The organism is Endozoicomonas sp. 8E, from assembly GCF_032883915.1.
GTDB lineage: Bacteria > Pseudomonadota > Gammaproteobacteria > Pseudomonadales > Endozoicomonadaceae > Endozoicomonas_A.
In genome coordinates this window covers 1,979,057-2,000,870 of the sequence record NZ_CP120717.1, presented here as the reverse complement: position 1 = coordinate 2,000,870, position 21,814 = coordinate 1,979,057, and the positions used below count along the sequence as shown (strand labels likewise).

The window sequence follows — 21,814 nt, the reverse complement described above, 5'->3', positions numbered from 1 at the left end:
CATTAAAAATTCAAATCAAATCCTGACTTTCTGGTGAACTGATCTTTGACTATTTGAAAGAAGGGGTAAATTCTATGAAAAAATTCATTCTGGCAGCCCTGTTGGCTGCAGCGTCTACCATGGTTGGTGCTGAACTGCTAAAAATATCAGAGCAAGTGCAAACGGATATATCGGGCGCAAGAATCATGACAACTTACTTTGACACAATTTCTGAACAGTACTGTCTGCTGGTTATTGATGGCGGTAAAGAAATAAATTCGCTTATGCACTGCAAAGGCGTCCATGAACTCTCAGAGCAGGCACAAAGAAACATTCTCGGCGACGCCTATGTACCAAAATCTGGCGCTGGCGCATGTGATGCTTCTTCGGATAGTTGTCCTAAAAACTGATTTTTGGTGATTAAGCTGGATACCGATCGAGTACCCAGCTTTATCAATTGCTTTACTACTCGCCCTTCAGTCAATCAACCCAGACCCGGGCATTCCTGAACATTCTCATCCAGGGTGAATATTCACCCCAGGTGTCAGGATACCAGCTGTTCTGAACCGCTCTGAATACCCTTTCCGGGTGAGGCATCATAATCGTCACCCTGCCATCAGCCGAAGTCAGGCCCGTGATCCCCTGAGCAGAACCGTTAGGGTTGTAAGGGTAACGCTCAGTAGCCCGCCCCTGATTATCCACGAATCTGAGGGCCAACTGACCACTGGCAGACAGTTTCCGGATTTGATCAGTCTTTTTGAACTCGGCGTAGCCTTCACCGTGAGCCACCGCAATAGGCATTCTGGAACCTTCCATACCTCTGAGGAGAATAGACTTGTTCTGCTGGACTTCGACCATCACGGTTCTGGCTTCAAACTGCTCAGACTGATTACGGACAAAGTGTGGCCAGTGCTCTGCACCCGGAATCAATTCATGGAGGTTGGACAGCATCTGACAGCCATTGCAGACACCCAGGGCAAAACTGTCCGGACGATCAAAAAAAGCCGCAAACTGGTCACGGGCCATGCTGTTAAACAGCACTGATTTCGCCCAGCCTTCTCCCGCACCCAGAACGTCACCGTAAGAGAAACCGCCACAGGCTACCAATCCTTTGAATTCTGTCAGGTTACGGCGACCGGAAAGAATATCACTCATGTGAACATCCACTGCCTGGAAGCCGGCCTTATCAAAAGCCGCTGCCATTTCCACATGACCGTTAACACCCTGCTCCCTCAGAATGGCTACCTGAGGTTTGCTGGCGCCAGTGGCAATAAATGGAGCAGCAACATCCCTATTGATGTCGAATGGCAAAGAGGCATGCAAACCTGTGTCGCCATCATCCAGCAGGTTATCAAATTCCTGACGGGCACATTCAGGGTTATCTCTCAGCGCCTGCATGCGATAGCTGGTTTCAGCCCACCAGCGCTGGTATTTAACCCGGCTTTCGCTACTGATCATCTCGCCATTGAAGACAAAGTTGATGCGCTGATCCGGTCTCAGAGAAGCAATGGTATGTACGCAGGAGGCCAGACCCAGGCTCGCCAGGATATCTTTAACTTTACCTTTGTCTGCACGACGAACCTGCAGAACGGCACCCAGCTCTTCGTTAAACAGGGCTGGGATAATGGCTGCTTCAGAGCCTGCCAGTTTATTCAGATTCACCTCAATTCCGGTGTGACCGGCAAAGGCCATCTCAACCAGTGTGGTAAAGAGACCACCGTCTGAACGGTCGTGGTAAGCCAGCAGCAGTTCTTCTTCCAGACATTGCTGGATGGCAGTAAAGAACCCTTTGAGGTCTTGCGCAGAAGAAACGTCAGGCGCCACATCACCAATCTGGCCATAAACCTGTGCCAGAGCAGAACCACCCAGACGGTTTTGGTCACGACCCAGATCCACCAGTAACAGATCAGTCTCACCTTTATCGGTACGCAGCTCTGGGGTAACGGTCTTGCGGATGTCTGTGACGGGAGCAAAAGCCGAAATCACCAGAGACAGGGGCGAGGTAACACTCTTTTCTACATCACCGTCTTTCCAGCTGGTGCGCATGGACATAGAGTCCTTGCCTACAGGAATAGCAATACCCAGTTCCGGGCAGAGTTCCATACCTACCGCTTTACAGGTTTCATAGAGTCTGGTGTCTTCACCCGGATGACCAGCAGCGGCCATCCAGTTTGCCGACAACTTGATATCACCCAGCTTGCCAATACGGGTGCTGGCGATGTTAGTAATCGCTTCACCGATCGCCATACGACCTGAGGCAGGCGCATCGATCAGAGCCAGAGGGGTTCTCTCCCCCATGGACATAGCTTCACCCGAGAAGGTATCAAAAGCAGCAGCGGTGACCGCGCAGTCAGCCACAGGAACCTGCCATGGGCCGACCATCTGCTCACGGGCTACCAGACCGGTAATAGAGCGGTCGCCAATGGTAATCAGGAAGTTTTTGCTGGCGACGGTTGGCAGCTTGAGAACTCGCTCAGACGCTTCTTCCAGAGTCACACCGGAAAGGTCCAGTGCATCCTGTTGAATAGTTTCTGCCTGCACATCACGATGCATGCGGGGAGGTTTGCCCAACAGAACATCCAGAGGCATATCCACCGGCTCGTTATCAAAGTGGCTGTCTTCAACAAGCAGATGAGGCTCTTCAATGGCTTCACCTACTACGGCATAGAGACAACGCTCGCGTTGACAGATGGCTTCAAACAGCTCCATATTTTCTGGAGCTACCGCCATCACATAACGTTCCTGGGATTCATTACACCAGAGTGCCAGGGGGGACATGCCCGGCTCGTCATTCAGAATATCCCTGAGCTGGAAGCGACCACCACGGCCACCATCACTGACCAGTTCTGGCAGCGCATTGGACAGACCACCCGCACCCACGTCGTGGATAAAGGCAATTGGGTTCTCATCACCCAGCTGCCAGCATTGATCAATCACTTCCTGACAACGACGCTCCATCTCGGGGTTATCACGCTGAACGCTGGCAAAATCCAGATCTTCCTGACCTTCACCGGAAGTCATGGAAGAGGCTGCACCACCACCCAGACCGATCTGCATGGCCGGACCACCCAGAACAATCAGCTTGGCGCCAACGGGAATATCACCTTTCTCAACATGATCGGCGCGGATATTACCCAGACCACCTGCCAGCATGATGGGCTTATGGTAACCCCTCACTTCTTCGCCAGCAGAGCCTTTAGCTGTGGCTTCAAACGTACGGAAGTAGCCGCATAGGTTTGGACGACCAAACTCGTTATTAAAGCCTGCACCACCCAGAGGACCTTCCAGCATAATATCCAGGGCAGTCACGATCCGATCCGGCTTGCCGTAGTCTTTTTCCCAGGGCTGTTTGTAGCCGGGAATATTCAGATTGGATACGGAGAAACCGGTCAGCCCCGCCTTTGGCTTGGAACCTCGACCGGTAGCCCCTTCATCACGGATCTCACCACCGGCACCGGTAGAAGCACCGGGCCATGGTGAGATGGCCGTTGGATGGTTGTGTGTTTCCACTTTCATCAGAATATGAATGTCTTCCTGATGATACTGGTAATCTTTCTTTTCAGGAGACGGGAAAAAACGCCCGCCTCTGGAGCCTTCAATAACAGAGGCGTTGTCTTTATAGGCCGAGAGCACACCTTCACTGTTCATAGTGTGGGTGTTACGGATCATCTGGAACAAAGAATGATCCTGCTGCTCACCGTCAATGGTCCAGGTCGCGTTAAAAATCTTATGGCGGCAGTGCTCGGAGTTAGCCTGGGCAAACATCATCAGCTCAACATCAGTGGGGTTCCTGTCCAACCCCTCATAGCTGGAGACCAGATAATCGATTTCATCTTCTGCCAGAGCGAGTCCAAGGGACTGGTTGGCGGCAACCAGAGCCTCACGCCCGCCTTCAAGAATATCCACGCGGGTCAGGGGCGCTGGCTCGGTTTCTGCAAAGAGAAGCTCTGTTTCTCTGGCATCGGCCAACACGGCCTCGGTCATGCGGTCATGAATCAGGCTGGATACCACTTCTTTCTGATGTTCACTGAGGCCTTCTTCGGCAGACACATAGTAAGCCAGACCGCGCTCAATACGGTGAACCTTGCTGAGACCACAATTTTCAGCAATATTGGTGGCTTTACTGGACCATGGGGAAATAGTGCCTGGACGGGGTACGACAAGAAACAAAGTGCCTGAGCACTCACCTTCCTGCATCCGGGGACCGTAGGTCAGTAGCTGTTTCAGAACTTTCAACTCTTGGTCGGACAATGCCTCGTCGACCCGGGCAAAGTGCTGGTATTCAGCAAAAACACCGGTGATTTCAGGGATCCTGTGTTGCAGGGTTTCAAGCAGCTTTTGGCTACGAAACGGCGAGAGAGCCGGAGCACCACGCAAAATCAGCATGATAAAAACTGTCCTCAACTGGACTCAGGGAGATAATCAGGGGCGGTATGATAATCGAAAGCACGGTATGGAGACCAGTGATTGATCTATGGATCTTGGCAGGTTTTCCCTTCAATGGTTCTCATCTATCTCTAAAAGTGCAGTCTGAGTGTACTTTCAGAGATAAATGTAAACCTAGAATTTCTTCCGTCCGGGTTAACACGCTGAAATTCAGTTTTTGTGACAATGGTCTTTAGAAACTCGGCTTTCGCCAGCGCAGGATTTTGGTACGTAATTGTTGCCGAGAATGTTTCTTTGCGCCCGCTCTGAAAACTTATGGATAGGTTTGCAATCCAAAATCGAATGTTTAGGATCAACAACCAGCAGACAGTACTGTTCAGACACTGTGTCAAAATAACTTGACATGGTACTTAAGTCCCAATCATTCAATATCTTTTGTTCAATTTCTCGTATTTCTGCAGCAGCCATGGTAGGTGCTACAAACAGTAGGATCGCCAGATTAAGTTCTTTCATCAAAATGTACTCCTATTCTCAAAGATCAGTTCACCCAAAAGTCAGGATTTGGGTTGCTCCTTCAATGAAAGGCTAATTCTAGGACAGTCCCTCTTAATAAAAAGTTTCATCTCAGCATAACTTCAAACGCCTCTTCTCTGCTTTTTTGGCCTCACGCCTGGCTCTGAAAAAGGAGGAAATGATTTCGCTGCACTCCTCTTCAAGGACTCCGGAAGTCATTTCCACCCGGTAATTCATATAGGGCAGCTCCAAAGTCCGGTTCTGACTGACCAGACCCCCTGCCTTGGGCTCCAGTGCACCAAAGATCACTCGTTTTATCCGACTGTGGATAATTGCTCCGGCACACATGGTGCAAGGCTCAAGAGTCACGTAGAGTTCACAATCCACCAGCCGGTAGTTGTTGAGAGTGGCAGCCGCTTCCTGCAGGGCGAGCACCTCGGCATGGGCCACCGGATTGCTGGGCTGGTTAAAACCCTGTCCTATGATTTCACCACCCTGACCACAACGACTTCCAAGGGACTTGCAAATAGATCTGAGCCACTGAAAAAATTTTACATTTAAGGCAACCTAACGGCTGATTTTCAGCGTGGTGCTTAACATGAGTCAGTAATCTTTCATGGTTTTGTCACGAAGTATCTTGATCACTAACTGAAATGGATACGGCAATCGACTGAGCCTCAATAGCTGACTGCAGAGAAATTAACAGAAATTATTGTTGACCATTATGTCAACCAAGCATTAAAGATAACTCTATACGCCGAGCTTCGACTTATAATCGAAGCTGCTGATCCGTCAGCATACCAACAAAAAAACCACAGGCTCTATAGGTGCATCCACTTATTGCCTACTCATTAAAGCAACTGCAAAATAAACGTCCATGTAATTATATAAATAACATTATATAATTGGAAATTGGAAATTGGAAATTGGAAATTGGAAATTGGAAATTGGAAATTGGAAATTGGAAATTGGAAAAATCAAAAAAGCAATCAATAGTGCTGACCTATCAGATAAGCAAGTAGAATCTTTTCAGAGAAAAGGATTTTTATTGCTTAAAAACGTTTTTTCAGAAGAGTTTATCCAATATATAAAAAGAAAGATTGATGATGATATCGCAAAACCCTCTGATAAATACCAATCAGGCTTTAACCGCATCCCACTGTGTCAGGATTGTTGTCCCGGTTAATAATTAACCAACTAATAAAACAGTGGGCGGTAGACAGGTTATCGTGCCTCGTTATTCTGAAGAACGTAAAGCTGCTGTATTGAAAAAGCTTTTGCCACCCGTTAATCGCTCTGTTCCTGACGTCGCCAAAGAAGAGGGCATTAGTGAGCAGACCCTGTACAATTGGCGCAGACAGTTAAGAGATAAAGGGTTGCCCGTGCCAGGGAATGAACATAATTCAGAGCAGTGGTCTGCTGAAGCCCGCTTTGCCGTAGTCGTTGAAACTGCTGCACTTTCTGAAGCAGAGCTGAGTGAGTATTGCCGTAAAAAAGGGCTTTACCCAGAACAGGTGCACGAGTGGAAGCAAGCCTGTATTTCTGGTGCAGAACAGTCTGGACAACAGGCCAGACAAGAGAAAAAACAAGCTCAACAGGATCGAAAGCGTATTCTGAAACTTGAGAGCGAGCTTCGCCGTAAAGATAAGGCGTTAGCCGAAACTGCTGCTCTTTTGGTACTGTCAAAAAAGCTCGATGCCTTCTACGGGATAGACAACGAGGACAACTGACTCCCCTTGATGAACGCCTGAAATTGCTGACATGGTTTGATGAGGCCACAGCAAACGGGGCGCCCCGCTGGAAGGCTGCAGAACAACTACTGGTGTCTTTAAAAACATTGAATCGATGGCGTGACAACACGGGCCAGGTAATTCCTGACAAACGGCCTGGAGCCTTACGATTATCACCGTCTAATAAGCTGACAGAAGAGGAGGAGCAGCGTATTCTAACAGTGTGCAATAAGCCAGAAAATGCCAGCTTGCCACCCTCGCAAATTGTGCCGATGCTGGCAGATAAGGGTGAATATATTGCTTCAGAATCGAGCTTCTACCGGGTACTAAAAAAACATGACCAGCATCATCATAGAGGACGATCAAAGAGGCGATCAAAAAGCAGTAAGCCGACCACGTATGTAGCTTCTGGCCCTAACCAAGTGTGGTGTTGGGACATTAGCTACTTTCCGTCGAAGGTGCGCGGTCAGTTTTGGTATCTATACCTCATCCTGGATATATACAGCCGTAAAATTGTTGCGTGGGAAGTACACGACAAAGAGTCAGGGGAACTGGCTAGTAGCTTGATTAACAGGGCTGTAGTCGCTGAGCGATGTGTTAACAAGCCGATGGTTCTGCACTCTGACAACGGAGCACCAATGACGTCGCATACATTCCAATCAAAACTGGCATACCTTGGCATCATACCGTCGCATAGCCGACCAAGAGTGAGTAATGATAACGCTTTTGCAGAGTCCGTGTTTAAGACATTGAAGTACTGTCCGCAATGGCCGTCCCAAGGTTTTCTGACACTGGAAGAAAGCAGAAATTGGATGCTGTCGTTTGTCAGGTTTTACAACCAAGAGCACCGCCATAGCTCTATTCGCTTTGTGACACCAGAACAGCGTCATGATGGACGTGACAAAGCGATACTGGAGCAGCGAAAACGGGTGTACAAGAAAGCACGTGAGAAAAATCCGTTGCGTTGGTCTGGCAAGTGCAGAAACTGGGAACCAGTTGGTTCTGTTGCGTTAAACCCGGAACGGGAATCAGGGGCTGCTGACTGTATCAAAATAGCAGCATAAAACTTGGTTATCGGGACAACTATCTTGAAAAACACCGGCATCGCTTTTGATCTGTTCAATGAAGACCCTGTCCTTAGCCAGCTAATGCTCTCGAAAGATTTCAAAGATATGATGAAAAAGCTGACAAACAGGACACTTTTATACACCCAGAGTCTTGGTTTCGAGCTTGCAAAAAATGAAAGCAAGGGCTTTCCATGGCATATAGGAACACAAAGCTTTGGCTACCAACGCGCAGAGGACTTTGGCTGTACAATATGGACACCTCTAGTCAAAATTGATAACACCCGGCAACAAGGCGGCATGGCTTATGTGCCCAAAGATAAAGTCTCTGGTGAGTTTCTTTATAAAGATATTGACCCAACAGTATTTGACTTAGTAACAGATAAAATCAACAAGAGCGAACAAATTTCTATTGAAGAATTCGTTCATCTGAGAGACGGTCCTTTAAATAATCCAGCAATGAAAAACATCCTTGACAAATCTGCTGAACAAGATGACTTTGAACTTGGTGACGCACTTATTTTCGACAAAAATGTTATTCATCGCAGTGTATTTCTTTCAGATGGTCCAATTGATTCCCGTGCGGCATTTGTTATGCGCTTTGTATGTTCTAACTCCAGATATGACAAAGAGAGAGCTGATAATCTGGAGATACCCAGAAAGCACTTTAACTATAAAGGCCCCACTCGATTCCATCTCGAAGTTTGCCATGAAGATAATATGCCAATCATTGAAAGCAAACTGCTTTCTAAAGATCTCTCCATGAGAACATTAAGATAACAATTCAACTACTCATTTTTCGCAGGTAAATGCCAACATACCGTAGACATCGTCCTATCATAAATAATCTGTGGTTAATCGGTTTAAATTTTCCCTGCGAATTTTGAGCAGTCATATTTTGAGTTCATTTTTTATAATGATTAATAAAAGAGTTTTCATTCCAATTGCAGCGGTATCCTTTATTCAGGGTGCTACTTCATTATTATCTGTTTACCTGTCAGAGTCTGGTATAAGTTATACAATAATAGCTACCTTAGTTTCTCTTATAGGGATTGGTGGACTGGTTGGGGGAATCTTTGGAGGAATTTTAAGTGACCATTACAACCCTAAATATCTTTCCTTGATTATCTCACCTGTATGGATACTAGCTCCTGTTCTTTTAAGTCAGGAGAACGTTATTCTAAAAGGGCTGGCTCTTTTTTTCATCGGTGTTGGACTCTCTGGTATTCGCTCTATATTTTTAGCATTCATTGTTACACGATCTCTCGAACAGAACCTTGAAAAATATCTATCAATGCGAAGACTTATCATAAATCTTTGTGTATCACTGGGGAGTGCCATAGTAGGCGTATTATTATCGAAAGATGAGAACAACTTCATCATCTACATTATTGGATTTGGAGTTTTGTTCACATTATCTATAATCAGCATTCAGTTCAAAGAGGCTACTCATTCAAGAAAAAAAGATAATACTGAAACTATCAATCTAAACAGTAATATACCCTTTGCCTTTAGTTTAATAGCCATTTTCATTGCTCTGATTTGCTTTAGCTATATCCCTGTTTTTTATACACTCTACCTGAAAGATATCAAGCAATTCAGCATTGAAATAACTGGCTATATTTTTTCTTTCAGTGGCTTTTTAATCGTCACATTACAAATGCCTGTCACAAAGTTCATAGAAAAAATAAACCTTCATTTCAGAGTAATTATCGGAACTTTATTAATAAGTAGCGGTATTTATATAGTCCAATATATAAATAGCCATGCTGGGCTCTTTGCATCTGTTTTTATTTGGACTTTAGGAGAGATAGTTCTATTTGTTCCCGCTCTAAAACTGGTCATGCAATATTCTACTGTTTCAAATGGTAAAACTATATCAATGTACCAGTCTCTCTTTTCTTTGTCTGATTTTGCAGGCCCGGCTATTGGTGGGTTATTTATACTGCTTGGTTATGCCTATCTTTGGGATTTCACTTTACTTATGGGCATTGCCTCGTCTTTCATTCTTTTAATTTTATATAAAACAAAAGGATTCACTGGTGAGTACAATCATAGTTAGTATCAACTCGGCAATCAGACACAATGCGATTTCACCCAAATTTTATATGCACAATAAAATTATAGTTTGTGTCAAAAGCGGGGAAAATGAGACCCTGAGCCAGCATGTTATTAATAACTGCTTTAAAGTAATTAAATTTGAAACTTTTAATGATATCGAAAAGCAGATCAAAGAAAACAATATTGACACTGTAAATCTAAAAGTTTTTTCTACATCTGAAGATTATATGTATACGGCTGCAAAGCTGAGAGCGTTATTAAGTATTGAAGGAATGAGCTTTTCTGAAGTTGCAGTATTTAGAGATAAAACTTTAATGAAGAAAAAAGCCGCTCAAAGTAAAATACGAGTCCCGCACTTTAACAACTTTGAAGGTCAATCATATCAAGAAATTGCTGAACAGGTAGGCCTGCCTTTCGTAATGAAGCCAAGGGACGCCGCAGGATCTTTTGGAGTACATATAATCAAATGCGAGACAGATTTTTCTGAAGCCGTAAAGGACATAACATTAGCTGATAATTATGCTTTCGAAGAGTACATAAATGGCAACCTTTACCATGTCGATCTTCTGGTTCAGAATGGGGATATAGTCTTTAGTGTTGCTTGCGAATACACCTTTCCGAACCTTGACTTCCTGTCAGGAAAACCCTGCCTGTCATTGGTCCTGCAAAGTGATAGCGAAGTATCAAAAAACCTGAAAGCATTCGCCAGTCAGATTGTCAGATCCCTGGAGCTGGAAAACGGCCCTTCTCACATTGAAATATTTATTTCTGATCAGGGAGAGATGGTTTTTCTCGAAGCCGCCTGTCGGACTCCAGGCGCAATTGTTGTGCCTCTGTATGAAAAGCAGTTCGGAGTCAATATGATTGAAGAGGCTATTAATATTGAACAGGGAAAACCGGTAGAAAAAATTTGTCCTGCTTCTGAATACCATCATTTTGCAGGGATATTCCCGACTATTGAAGGTGAAATCAAACAAATACATGAAGTGGCTATCCGCTCAGAGTTTGACCTTGAAATGCATTGTTCTGTGGGGGATAGTTTTACCGGCTTAAATAGTCTGAAAAATATTGCGGGCAGCATTGTAGTCAAGAATAAAAACTACGATGATTTGAGGAAAGACTTTGAATATTTCAGAAAATTCAAACTGGTGAGCTAACTTCAAAGCCTGCTAATAAGTATACGCTTCGATATGCACCAACCCGGTAGCATGTGCACCATGCTACCGTTTCAAAAAATCCGAAATCATCATCTCAGCACAACTTCAAACGCCTCTTCTCTGCTTTCTTGGCCTCACGTCGGGCTCTGAAAAAAGAGGAAATGATTTCGCTGCATTCCTCCTCAAGGACTCCGGGAGTCATTTCCACCCGATAGTTCATATAGGGCTGCTCTAAAGTCCGGTTCTGACTGACCAGAGCCCCTGCCTTGGGCTCCAGAGCACCAAAGATTACTCTTTTTACCCGACTGTGGATAATTGCTCCGGCACACATGGTGCAAGGCTCAAGAGTCACGTAGAGTTCACAATCCACCAACCGGTAGTTGTTGAGAGTGGCAGCCGCTTCCTGCAGGGCGAGCACCTCGGCATGGGCCACCGGATTGCAGCCACTGATGGGCTGGTTATACCCCCGACCTATGATTTCGCCCCCCCTGACCACAACGGCCCCGACCGGAACTTCGTCTTTTTCCCGGGCTTTTTCTGCTTCCTTCAGGGCCTCGCGCATCCAGAGGCTATCGGTACTGTTTTGATCTGCCAAAAAAAGAATCTCACTACTCAGGGAATTGGACCGCCGTAAGCTGAATGTTCAACTCACAATAAAAAAAGTTGAAACAAGTATACAGACGTTCGTCACTTTGACCGATAAAGACTCTAATCAGGTTTTGGAGTTCCCCGGAGCGGGTAATCAGGAATTCTCCAACGCAAGACAAAAGAGCGATATATACTGAAAGTTACTTATCGTTATTTCAGTTTCTGACTAAAAACCATTGGAGGGTCTGTTCGAATGAGTTACAAGCAAAATGTAGAAGAGAATATACAGCATTTTGCAGAGAGCATCGGTCTGGGTGAGCTCAGCTTGAATGAACACGATGCCTGTGGTCTCTGTTTTGATGACACCCTGATCGTAAACATGGAATATCTGGAAGAAGACGAGGCTCTGGTATTCGTTTCCTCAGTAAAACCCATGGACGCTCACGACGACGCCAAAACCAGCCTGTATGAAAAGCTTCTGTCACTGAACCTTCAGCATCACAGTATGCAGGGTGCCTTCCACGCCCTGAATCATGACAAGTCTGAAATTCTGCTGATTCGCTCTATGCAGGCTTCATCAGACTACGGTAACTTTGAATCCACTCTGGAGAAGTTCGTCAACACACTCGAGTGGGTGATCTCCGAAGTGAATAATACGGAAAGCGATGGGACTGCCCCACCTAAAGATAGTGGACCAAAGCCTCCTCCCACCGCTCCTGGCGGACCCGGAGACATGGGCATGATGGTCTGACTCTTGATCAACACATCAAAAAAGAGGGCTTATTCAGCCCTCTTTTGCTTTCTAGCAGCCTGTCGGACTTGAGCGTCCGTAGCGAGGATTGCGAGAAATTGAGGATAAAAATTTCTGATTCCGAGGAGAATAGCGAGCTATTTGACGAGGGAGCAGGAATTTTTAGACCAATTTATCGCAACCGCACGACTGCATGGATGCAGGAGCTAGAGCAACGCAGGAGCAGTTGCCGTGTAGGACAGTCTTAAGTCCGACAGGCTGCTAGCTGATCAAACCCTATAGAGCGACAAAAGCAACGACTGGCAGAGGAGACAGGGATCGTGGCCGAAGCACTTAACTACCTCACTTCAGCGCTTCAAAATGCGGTTGAAAGCAGTCGGCTATTAGATATTCGTGGCCGTGTTACCGAAGTACAGGGCATGATCATCAAAGCGGCGGTTCCCGGTGTCAAGATTGGCGAGTTGTGTGAGCTGGTGACGCCAAACGATGACAAAACCAGCTATGCCGAGGTGGTAGGCTTTCAGGGTCACGAAACGGTACTCTCCCCCATGGGTGAAATCATGGGAATCTCTTCCACGACAGAAGTAATTCCCACAGGTAAGGTTCACCATGTGGGCGTTGGCTCTCATCTTCTGGGCCACGTGCTTGATGGTATGGGAAACCCTCTGAATCCGGCAGCCTTCGAAGGGGTGGAACCTGAAACCTGGTATCCGGTTTATGCCGACAGCCCTGACCCGATGACCCGCCAGATCATTGATAAACCCTTACCTCTGGGCTTGAGAGTTCTGGATGGCGTCCTGACCTGCGGAGAAGGACAGCGTATGGGTATCTTCGCAGCCGCTGGTGGCGGTAAGAGTACGCTGCTTTCTATGCTGGTGAAAGGCGCTGAGGTTGATGTCACCGTACTTGCGCTGATCGGTGAAAGGGGACGGGAACTCAGGGAATTTATCGAGCATGATCTCGGCCCGGAAGGCGTCAAGAAGTCCGTTATCATCGTTGCCACTTCCGATAAATCTTCCATGGAAAGAGCCAAGGCTGCCTACACCGCCACGGCTGTTGCAGAGTATTTCAGAGACAAAGGCAAAAAAGTCCTGCTGCTGATGGATTCCGTCACCCGTTTTGCCCGTGCCCAGCGTGAAATTGGGCTGGCAGCCGGTGAGCCACCTACCCGTCGAGGTTTTCCACCTTCGGTCTTTGCCACGCTTCCCAAGTTAATGGAACGTGCCGGTATGTCAGATACTGGCTCAATCACGGCGCTCTATACAGTACTGGTAGAAGGTGATGACATGACTGAACCGGTAGCGGATGAAACCCGATCCATTCTGGACGGTCATATTATCCTTTCCAGAAAGTTGGCTGCCGCTAACCACTACCCTGCTATTGATGTTCTATCCAGCGCCAGCCGTGTCATGAATGCCATTACCCCGGAAGAGCACAAAGCCGCTGCGGGCAAACTCAGGGAACTTCTGGCCAAGTTTGACGAGATTGAACTGCTGGTTAAGGTCGGTGAGTACAAACCAGGTTCAGATGCAGTGGCTGATGAAGCCTTGCGGAAAATAGACGCCATACGAACCTTTCTGAAACAGCGCACCGACGAATTCAATGACTATGACACTACCATCCAGCAGCTGCGTCACGTCGTTGGAGTCTGATCCGAATGCTGCACGAACTTCTCAAGGTCAAGCAGATTCGTGAAAAGTCTGCTCAGGACGAAGTGCGTAAATGTGAATACCGTCTGGAGCAGGCTCAGCTGGAAGTCAAAAACAAAGAGCAGGAGCTGGAAGAGTACATTGACTGGCGCTGTAAAGAAGAACAGAGGCTCTACGATAACATTATCAATACCGAGGTGAAGCAGAACGAACTGGACCAGCTGAAAGCCAATGTAGCCCAGATGCGCGAAAAGGATGTACTGCTGGAACAAGCCATCAACGAAGCCAGACAGAATGTCGAGAAGGCCAAAGAGCAGCTAGAGCAGGCCCGTGAAGTTCAAATGAAAGCCATGCAGGCTGTGGAAAAGTTTGAAGAGTTTACCAAAGCTCAGGACGAGGAAGCCGCAAAAGAAGCCGCCCGCCTCGAAGACCTGGAAATGGAAGAATTTACTGTTCGCCCGAAATTCTAGGGTCTACAGCTTGCAAGGAGGCCAATCATGCAGCCCACCAACGCTAATCAGAATGTTCAGCAGAACAACAATCAGCCTACCCAGAATCAGAGCCAGAAGGTTTCAGAGGATCAGGCTTCTGACTTTTCCAAAAAGATGAAAAAGAAGGAAGACCCGAAAAGCGCCAAGGGGGAATCCAAAGACGGTCAAAGCCTTGAAAGCCTGATGGCAGAGCGCAGAAAAAGTGCCAAGGAAGCTCTGGAAGGCAAGTTTAAAGATCAGGGCAATGGTCGTGAAGGTCAGAAAGGCCAGGAAGAAGGTGCCATGAAGTCTATGCTTGACGGCAGTGACCATGTAGTCGGTCAGGTCCGGGAAACTCAGCAGGCCTCAGAAACTCAATTGAAAAGCATTCAGGCCGTCAGTGGCCCCAAAGAGATCAATGAAGTCATCAACAAGCTGGTTGATAAAATCATGGTGTCTTCAAAAGACGCTATCCAGGGTGCCGAAGTTCGAATTACTCTGAAAGACAACATTCTGCCGGGCACCGAAATCCGCATTCAGAGAGTGTCTGGTGAACTGCAGGTCACCATGAATACCTCCTCAGCAGATTCCCACAACTTTCTGGTAGCCAACGAAGCGAGCTTGATGAAGAACCTGGAAAAGCTGGGCGAAAAAGTTCAGGTCAACATCAACCTGTCTGGCGATGGCAACGAACAGAATGACGGTCGCTCCCAGCAGGAGTATGTGGGTGAAGAAGAGCAGGAAGACAATGATTCCTAGTGACTCTTAAGAGAACGGATAAAGACGGATGGAAGCAATACCACTGAAGTTTGAATCAATATCAGCGACCGAGCTTCAGTTGGGGCAGCTCCTGTGTCATCGTAAAAACCGCTACCAGATTGAACTGAACGGTGTCGCATTCACTGTCTCCCTTGCCGGTCTTGATCACCAGACATCGAGTTGGCAGGCCGATATAGAACTGGCGGGCTACCCCGGCAAACTCTACCTTGGCCGGCAGGTTCTGGATTTTCTTCTACCCAAAAAACTCGACCATCAAGTCATTAAAAAACTGCCCGAAAGCCTTCGTGACGCCGCTATTGCCAGCAGCCTGACCCCCCTGTTTAATTTTCTGGGCCAGATGCTAGGTCAGTCTGTCACGCTCAGTCATCTCAAACCTGCAGAGCCGACAGACGCTCCTTTGATTGCAGTGGATCTTGAAGCCGAAAACATCCGCTCAAGTATACAGATTGAGTATTCCGAGGTAATAGAGAACCTGTTGAAGTCAATTCCGCCTCATCAATCCACCCCGCTGCCCGATATACCTTTATGGGTAACCTTGCAAAAAGGCAGCACCTTACTGAATCGCAGTGAACTCAATGACCTAGAAGAAGGCGACATTGTTTTTCTGGAAAAACACGTCAGTGACTCAGAGGTGATTGTAGGAATCAAACAGAATGTTGCTTTTTTGGGCACTCTCGAGGATACCCGGGTCACTATTTCACAGAGGCTTCAGGCTATGGAAGAACATTATGACCAAGGGTACACAGAGTATGAAGAGCCAATGCCGGAAGGTGAAGCTCCTCAGGCACCTGCAGGCCCTGTTGATCTTCATGACCTGCCCGTGACGCTCATGTTCGAAGTGGGCGAACAGCAACTGACATTCGCAGAACTGCAAAGCCTGACGCCAGGGTATGTTTTCCAGCTCAGTAACCCTATAGAAACACCGGTCAGGATCAGAGCCAATGGCCAACTCATTGGTAGATGTCAGCTGGTAGAAATTGAAGGCCGACTCGGAGCCCGGATCACAGAGCTGACGGGTAAGACTGAATCCTAAGCAGTACACCGATTAGAGCAGGTTCCCGCCATGGAAAGCGGCATTCTGAATTTAACCAGCCCATTTTATTTGATGGTGCCACTGGCACTGATGGCGCTGATTCCATTCATGGCAGTCATGGGCACTTCTTTTTTGAAATTGGTGGTGGTTTTTTCCATTCTCAGAAACGCTACCGGTCTTCAGCAGATTCCACCTAACATTGCCATGAACGCCCTGGCCATTATCCTGACACTCTATATCATGGCACCTATTGGCTATGAATCTTATGAGTTGCTGGAGCCTGAAAAAATTAATTTTGAGGATCTGTCCTGGATCGAGTCTGTCAGGCTCGCCAGCGCCCCTTACAAGCAATTTCTCAAAGACAACACCAACGAAAATGAGCGCAACTTCTTTCTGAAATCTGCACGCCTTCTGTGGCCACAAAAATACCAGCAGGAACTCTCAGGCGATGACTTGATTGTGCTGTTGCCCTCTTTTTGTATCACGGAATTGACCAAGGCATTCCAGATTGGCTTTTTGCTCTATTTGCCCTTCATCGTCATTGATCTGATCGTCTCAAACATCTTGCTGGCCATGGGTATGATGATGGTTTCGCCCATGACCATCAGCTTGCCTTTCAAATTGCTTCTGTTTGTCTTGCTGGACGGCTGGACCCGTTTAATTCAGGGACTGGTATTAAGTTATGGCTAGGAAAAGAACATGGTAGATTCGGACATCATCCAGCTCACAGCCCAGGCGCTGATGCTGACTCTGATTTTATCCATGCCGCCTATCATTGCTGCGGCTGGCGTAGGTCTGCTGATCAGTTTGATTCAGGCCCTGACTCAGATCCAGGAACAAACCCTGCCCTTCGCCTTCAAGCTGATTGCCGTCATCATCAGTATCTTTGCTACTGCCCGATGGCTGGGCATTGAGATTTATCATTACTCTCTGGCCATCATGAACAAAATCCCGGACCTCTAACCGGATAATCCGCCATGGTCATCCCAATAGATGAACTAAAAGAGTGGTTTTATGTATTTACCATGGGCACGCCCAGAATTGTTGCCCTTTTCACTCTGATCCCTTTCCTGCACAAGCGCATGCTGGGGGGTGCCATGATGAGAAATGGCGTATGCGCCTGCATGGTCCTGTTTCTCCATCCTATGCTGGCAGAACACAAACCCGATGAAACCATCACCATTTATGCCACTGCCGGATTTGTCCTGAAAGAAGCGTTTATCGGGGCCATTATCGGGTTTTGCATCACCATCCCGTTCTGGGCACTGGAATCAGCGGGTTTCTTCATTGATAACCAGCGGGGTGCTTCCATGGCCAGCGCCCTGAACCCTCTGTCCGGTGCAGAAACTTCACCCATGGGTGTTTTGTTCTCCCAGGCCTTTACCGCCATTTTCATGACCAGCGGCTTATTCCTGCTGTTGCTGCAAAGTCTGTTTATCAGCTATGAGGTATGGCCTGTATTCAGTTACTATCCCAAGTTGAACCCTGAAGCCTCCACCTTTTTCCTGAATCAGTTCAACCTGATTATTGGCTTGGCCATGTGGCTTTCCGCCCCTGTCGTTATCTCGATGTTTATCACAGAATTTGGTATCGCCCTGATCAGCCGCTCAGCCCCTCAGCTCAACGTATTTATTCTGGCCATGCCGATCAAATCCGGTGTCGCGGCAGCCATCCTGGTGATTTACGTCAGCACGATTCTGAAACTGGCCAAAAAACATGACGAAGGCATTCCCATGGTCTTTAAAACCCTGGGAGAGCTCTGGAAATGAGTGCTGAAAAGACAGAGAAACCCACTCCGAAAAAGCTGCGTGACGCTCGCAAAAAAGGTCAGGTAGCCAAGAGCAAGGAAGTCTCCAGCACCTTTGGCATTATCGCTGTGTTCTGCACCCTCTGGTTTATGAGCGATACTTACCTCACGACCATTCAGGAAATGGTGATCCTCCCGGCAACGGTTTATAACGAAAACTTTCAGGACGCTTTCAAGATTGTCACACAGGGCATTCTTGAAAAATCCATTGAGCTTCTGCTACCTCTGGTCATGGTATCCATGCTGTCTGCCATCATAGGCAACATCATGCAGTTTGGCTTTCTGCTGGCTGGTGAATCGGTAAAACCTGACCTCAAAAAGATCAGCCCCATTGCCGGATTCAAGCGCATTTTTGCCATCAAAAACCTGGTGGAATTCTTCAAGTCTGTCATCAAGATTGTGTTTCTTTCCATTGTTGTTTATTTCGTTATCAGAAACAGCCTCGCTGATATGTTCAACCTCCCCTACTGTGGTAGTGACTGTATTCTTCCTGTTGTCGGGGTCTTGATGAAAAAGCTGATGATCTACGCCATTGCGGCTTTCGTAGTGATCTCTGTACTGGACTATCTTTTTGAGAAGCAGCAGTTCACCAAAGAAAATAAAATGTCCAAGGATGAAGTCAAGCGCGAACATAAAGAGATGGAAGGTAGCCCTGAAATCAAAGGTAAACGAAAAGAAATCCACCAGGAGATTCTCAACGAAGCAGAGAACACCAAGAAGTCAGACGTGGTGATCAAAAATCCGACTCACCTGGCGATCGGCCTGCACTACAAACAGGATGTGACGCCACTGCCCGTGGTAACCGTTAAAGGTCGGGGTGGCCGTGCACGCTTTATTGTGAAAATTGCTGATAAGGAGGGCATCCCCGTTATGGAGAATGTCCCCCTGGCTCACGCCCTGTTTGATACAGACATTGCCAGTTACATCCCCAGCGATTTGATTGAACCGGTGGCAGAAGTCTTCCGATGGGTAGAAGATCTCAAGGAAAAACAGAGCATCTCGGGCGATTCTTGAGATTGAGCCTTTCAAAACGTCCACTCAACTCTCCAAAGTATTTCTGGGTCCCGCTGGCCGCCAGGCCGGTGAGATAACATTGGGCATTTCCGAGCGATTCAGCAAGAGGGCCTTACACAGAGCGAACTCTCCATAACGATGGTTGACCTCATCAATGGTAGCCAGCAGTTTTTCTTTTTTAGCATCTTCTTCCGTAAACAGCTCTCCCTGCCCGTGTTTGGTTTGAGGGTCCAGGGCTCCAACATGTACCTGATGCACGCCATGGCTTCGCTCTCCCTGATCCCAATAGACATCCAGAAAAAAGTCCGCCAGTGCCATAATCTGATCGCCATCGGATGTCGGGGTTGTCGTCCTCAGCTTTTTGCTGACCCAGCCTCCGGGCGTGTTCATGCCAATGGCAAACAGCCGGGCTTCAAAATCATAACGTCTGAGACGGGCAGCCACTTTTTCACACATATGCAACAGATAGGTTCTCAGGATGGTTTTATCCCGGGTATTCGGCGGAATCACCTTGCCATGCCCGATGCTCTGGGGCACTCCCACCTCTTTATGCAGTGGCTCCGGGTCCATGCCCTGGGCCATCAGCCAGATACGCTTACCCAGATTACCAAAACGATTGCCCAGCACGCTGATGGGCACTTTTTGCATATCACCACAGCGATGCACCCCGTATTGAGCCAGGTAACGTCCAATGCCTGACCCTACCCCGCACAGGTCAGTAACCAGCACATTCGACAGGGTTTCACGAGCCTGATAGGGGTGGACAATGGTCAGCCCGTCCGGCTTCTGCTGCTTGGCTGCCCACTTGGCGGTGCTCTTGTCGCCACTGATACCCACTGAACACAGCAGGCCGGAAGCCTCGAAAACGCACGCCTTGATCCTTCGACCTATCTCGGCCACCGGGCAATCATAGAGCGACTGACAGCCGGTCAGATCGAGAAAAGCCTCGTCCACCGAGAAGACTTCTATTTCCGGCGTGATGCTTTCCAGGGCTGCCATAATGCTGGAAGAAATCTGGGCATAACGATAAGGCCGGGAAGGTGCCTGGATCAGGTCAGGTGCCAACCCTCTGGCCTCGCGCAACCTCATCCCGGTTTTGATGCCCCGGGCCCGGGCCTCATAGGAGGCGGTAATGATGCAAGTCCCTGTTCGGCCATTGGTGACACACACCGGCTTTTGCTGCCATTGAGGCCGATCCAGCTGCTCAATGGAGGCAAAAAAGGCATTCATATCCACCAGCGCAATCATTCTGGGCCAGGGCTTGTCTTTTACAGAAATACTGTTCATGCATACAGTATCATTCACCTGAAGCTTCCAGACAAGCCCCCCTTTGATTGATTTTTTTTATCGCCCCGGAAACAGAGGCATAAACCCATGAATTGAGGCGAATGAGTGCAGTTTTATAAGGTCTTCCGGTTTCGTCAGCACTGCTGACAGAGATGTTATGCAACCTTTTATCTGAATCCCGTACGATCAGCTCTACATTGGTTCACACGGGGAAGTAGCCATGTTCAAACGCACAAGGATCATCTTTCAAATCGTACTGACACTGTTCAGCTTTTTCGGCTTCAACGAAGCCGTTCTGGCGGCCAGATACCGCACCACGGTCTACGTGAGCAATTTCGACGTCCGGATGGCTGTTGCTCTCACCGGCATCGAAACACCTGCCTTTGCAGGTTATGCGTCTTCAGGCAAAGACGCTCATCTGGCCGAAGATCCCGGCAATATCGCATTCAATGAATCTCCACTAAAACTACTGGAAAGCGCATTAAAAGACATGCTGGAACACTCGAAGCCAGGACCCAACAGCAGCACGGATCTCGTTATTGGTATCGCTGGCTACGATTTCTATCGCCAAAAGCCAGCGCCTGAACCAGGCCAGCTCTCAAAATATCGATCTCTGATGACTCAAAACTGTCCGGCCAGCCAAAACCGGGAAGCCTACTTCACCTGTATGGCAAAAGCTCTGTTCAAGGAACACGGGATGATGGTGGAAAACGTAAAGTTGGTGGGCGACCATACCCTGATGGCCGCCAGTGCCAAAAGCTGGTTACACAGAAACCACAAAGCCAGCAGACATTTCGACCTGATTCAGGCCACCACCATAGCGGTGCCTTATCAGGTCAAAAACGGCCGGATCACCCCCTGGTCTGCCAGATTGCCGAAATGGCTGAGTATGGCGGGGGGTTACTGGAATATTGGCCAAGCCAGCCAGAATGCCTGGTTCAGCCCTGTACCCTGCAAAAACAAAAGTTATCCTCCCTATACGGCGTCACAGCCAGTCCATCAGGCCCTGTTCGCCAGCGACTATGTGCAGGAATATGGTAAATACAAAGGTGACCCCTGTGCCATGATGAAGCGGTGGGGCCGCACAGGTATCAATACTCTGGGTTATCAGGTCAGCCAGATCTACAACGACGGCAACCGTCAGGATTATCTCAGCGGCCAGCATGCAGTGAGCCGCAGTAACTATGACAAGGCCCGAACTCAACTGAAAGACCTTTTCCATGAGGTTATTGAGCAACTGGCCACCATTATCAACATCAAGCAGAGCGAATATTATCCGGGGCAGAGTCCGGAACACCCTATTGTCATCCTGGGAGAGTTCTCTGCCGATGTTCTGGAGAAGGCAGAAAACAGAGACCTGCTACTGAAGAGCCTGCCGAAAGAAGCCCGCTGTCGGGTAGATATTGTCCCCGGAGACACCTTCTTCCATAACCTGTCAGGCGGTGGGCTGCACATTCTGGAGAAAGATCGTTAGTTCTGCTGACCAGACGGTCATTAAGCAGCTTTTGAAAAAAGGGTAAGCTGAATATCAATAACAGCATTCAA

Annotated in this window: 22 protein-coding genes; 16 read left to right on the top strand and 6 right to left on the bottom strand. The window is 47.8% G+C overall.

What is annotated here, in order from left to right:
- Positions 1 to 74: 74 nt before the first annotated feature.
- Entirely contained in the window at positions 75 to 389 is a 315-nt protein-coding gene (locus tag P6910_RS07370; protein WP_317145621.1) for a hypothetical protein, read from the top strand.
- A 70-nt stretch (positions 390 to 459) separates the two neighbouring features.
- On the opposite strand, the gene purL is transcribed toward P6910_RS07370, so the two are convergent.
- The 3 genes from purL to P6910_RS07355 form a co-directional block, all read right to left on the bottom strand.
- Positions 460 to 4,365 carry a phosphoribosylformylglycinamidine synthase gene (gene purL, locus P6910_RS07365; RefSeq protein ID WP_317145620.1) on the bottom strand — a complete coding sequence of 1,302 codons (3,906 nt, stop codon included), beginning with the start codon at positions 4,363 to 4,365 and terminating at the stop codon, positions 460 to 462.
- A gap of 210 nt (positions 4,366 to 4,575) precedes the next feature.
- Positions 4,576 to 4,878: a hypothetical protein gene (locus P6910_RS07360; RefSeq protein ID WP_317145619.1), complete on the bottom strand. Its 303-nt coding sequence runs from the start codon at positions 4,876 to 4,878 to the stop codon at positions 4,576 to 4,578.
- A gap of 111 nt (positions 4,879 to 4,989) precedes the next feature.
- Entirely contained in the window at positions 4,990 to 5,364 is a 375-nt protein-coding gene (locus P6910_RS07355) for a nucleoside deaminase (protein WP_317146519.1), read from the bottom strand.
- A 433-nt stretch (positions 5,365 to 5,797) separates the two neighbouring features.
- On the opposite strand from P6910_RS07355, the gene P6910_RS07350 reads away from it, so the two are divergent.
- The 5 genes from P6910_RS07350 to P6910_RS07330 all read left to right on the top strand — a co-directional run bounded on the left by P6910_RS07350 (position 5,798) and on the right by P6910_RS07330 (position 10,890).
- Positions 5,798 to 6,064 (top strand): hypothetical protein, encoded by a 267-nt coding sequence (locus P6910_RS07350; RefSeq protein WP_317145618.1) that lies wholly within the window; start codon positions 5,798 to 5,800, stop codon positions 6,062 to 6,064.
- A 43-nt stretch (positions 6,065 to 6,107) separates the two neighbouring features.
- Positions 6,108 to 7,672, top strand: a protein-coding gene (locus P6910_RS07345; RefSeq protein WP_317144392.1) for an IS3 family transposase whose coding sequence is annotated in 2 segments (ribosomal slippage) — positions 6,108 to 6,561 and positions 6,561 to 7,672 — 1,566 coding nt in all. Because the reading frame shifts where the segments join, the coding sequence is not laid out codon by codon here.
- 24 nt (positions 7,673 to 7,696) lie between these two features.
- Positions 7,697 to 8,452, top strand: a complete 756-nt coding sequence (locus P6910_RS07340) for a hypothetical protein (RefSeq protein WP_317145617.1) — start codon at positions 7,697 to 7,699, stop codon at positions 8,450 to 8,452.
- 118 nt (positions 8,453 to 8,570) lie between these two features.
- Positions 8,571 to 9,734 (top strand): MFS transporter, encoded by a 1,164-nt coding sequence (locus P6910_RS07335; RefSeq protein ID WP_317145616.1) that lies wholly within the window; start codon positions 8,571 to 8,573, stop codon positions 9,732 to 9,734.
- A complete protein-coding gene (locus P6910_RS07330) occupies positions 9,715 to 10,890 on the top strand; it encodes an acetyl-CoA carboxylase biotin carboxylase subunit family protein (protein WP_317145615.1) in 1,176 nt (391 codons plus the stop codon). The genes P6910_RS07335 and P6910_RS07330 overlap by 20 nt, the downstream gene beginning before the upstream one ends.
- A gap of 94 nt (positions 10,891 to 10,984) precedes the next feature.
- Here the strand turns inward: P6910_RS07330 and tadA are convergent, their stop codons facing one another.
- On the bottom strand, positions 10,985 to 11,485 hold the full coding sequence (tadA, locus tag P6910_RS07325; protein WP_317145614.1) for a tRNA adenosine(34) deaminase TadA: 501 nt from the start codon (positions 11,483 to 11,485) through the stop codon (positions 10,985 to 10,987).
- A gap of 246 nt (positions 11,486 to 11,731) precedes the next feature.
- On the opposite strand from tadA, the gene P6910_RS07320 reads away from it, so the two are divergent.
- The 9 genes from P6910_RS07320 (at position 11,732) to sctU (ending at position 18,982) form a co-directional block, all read left to right on the top strand.
- Positions 11,732 to 12,229 (top strand): type III secretion system chaperone, encoded by a 498-nt coding sequence (locus P6910_RS07320; protein WP_317145613.1) that lies wholly within the window; start codon positions 11,732 to 11,734, stop codon positions 12,227 to 12,229.
- A 320-nt stretch (positions 12,230 to 12,549) separates the two neighbouring features.
- On the top strand, positions 12,550 to 13,881 hold the full coding sequence (gene sctN / locus P6910_RS07315) for a type III secretion system ATPase SctN (RefSeq protein ID WP_317145612.1): 1,332 nt from the start codon (positions 12,550 to 12,552) through the stop codon (positions 13,879 to 13,881).
- A gap of 5 nt (positions 13,882 to 13,886) precedes the next feature.
- Positions 13,887 to 14,348: a type III secretion system stalk subunit SctO gene (sctO, locus tag P6910_RS07310; RefSeq protein WP_317145611.1), complete on the top strand. Its 462-nt coding sequence runs from the start codon at positions 13,887 to 13,889 to the stop codon at positions 14,346 to 14,348.
- Between the two features lie 27 nt (positions 14,349 to 14,375).
- Positions 14,376 to 15,107 (top strand): type III secretion HpaP family protein, encoded by a 732-nt coding sequence (locus tag P6910_RS07305; protein ID WP_317145610.1) that lies wholly within the window; start codon positions 14,376 to 14,378, stop codon positions 15,105 to 15,107.
- Between the two features lie 28 nt (positions 15,108 to 15,135).
- Positions 15,136 to 16,161, top strand: coding sequence for a type III secretion system cytoplasmic ring protein SctQ (gene sctQ / locus P6910_RS07300; protein ID WP_317145609.1), 1,026 nt, complete (start codon positions 15,136 to 15,138; stop codon positions 16,159 to 16,161).
- A gap of 30 nt (positions 16,162 to 16,191) precedes the next feature.
- Entirely contained in the window at positions 16,192 to 16,851 is a 660-nt protein-coding gene (sctR, locus tag P6910_RS07295) for a type III secretion system export apparatus subunit SctR (protein ID WP_317145608.1), read from the top strand.
- Between the two features lie 9 nt (positions 16,852 to 16,860).
- On the top strand, positions 16,861 to 17,124 hold the full coding sequence (gene sctS, locus P6910_RS07290) for a type III secretion system export apparatus subunit SctS (RefSeq protein WP_317145607.1): 264 nt from the start codon (positions 16,861 to 16,863) through the stop codon (positions 17,122 to 17,124).
- 14 nt (positions 17,125 to 17,138) lie between these two features.
- On the top strand, positions 17,139 to 17,930 hold the full coding sequence (gene sctT, locus P6910_RS07285; RefSeq protein ID WP_317145606.1) for a type III secretion system export apparatus subunit SctT: 792 nt from the start codon (positions 17,139 to 17,141) through the stop codon (positions 17,928 to 17,930).
- A complete protein-coding gene (gene sctU / locus P6910_RS07280; RefSeq protein WP_317145605.1) occupies positions 17,927 to 18,982 on the top strand; it encodes a type III secretion system export apparatus subunit SctU in 1,056 nt (351 codons plus the stop codon). The genes sctT and sctU overlap by 4 nt, the downstream gene beginning before the upstream one ends.
- A gap of 24 nt (positions 18,983 to 19,006) precedes the next feature.
- Here the strand turns inward: sctU and P6910_RS07275 are convergent, their stop codons facing one another.
- Positions 19,007 to 20,287 (bottom strand): DNA polymerase IV, encoded by a 1,281-nt coding sequence (locus tag P6910_RS07275; protein WP_317145604.1) that lies wholly within the window; start codon positions 20,285 to 20,287, stop codon positions 19,007 to 19,009.
- Positions 20,280 to 20,432, bottom strand: coding sequence for a hypothetical protein (locus tag P6910_RS07270; protein ID WP_317145603.1), 153 nt, complete (start codon positions 20,430 to 20,432; stop codon positions 20,280 to 20,282). The genes P6910_RS07275 and P6910_RS07270 overlap by 8 nt, the downstream gene beginning before the upstream one ends.
- 57 nt (positions 20,433 to 20,489) lie before the next feature.
- On the opposite strand from P6910_RS07270, the gene P6910_RS07265 reads away from it, so the two are divergent.
- The gene (locus P6910_RS07265; RefSeq protein WP_317145602.1) at positions 20,490 to 21,743 is read left to right on the top strand and encodes a hypothetical protein; all 1,254 of its coding nucleotides are present in this window, start codon (positions 20,490 to 20,492) and stop codon (positions 21,741 to 21,743) included.
- Positions 21,744 to 21,814: the final 71 nt, after the last annotated feature.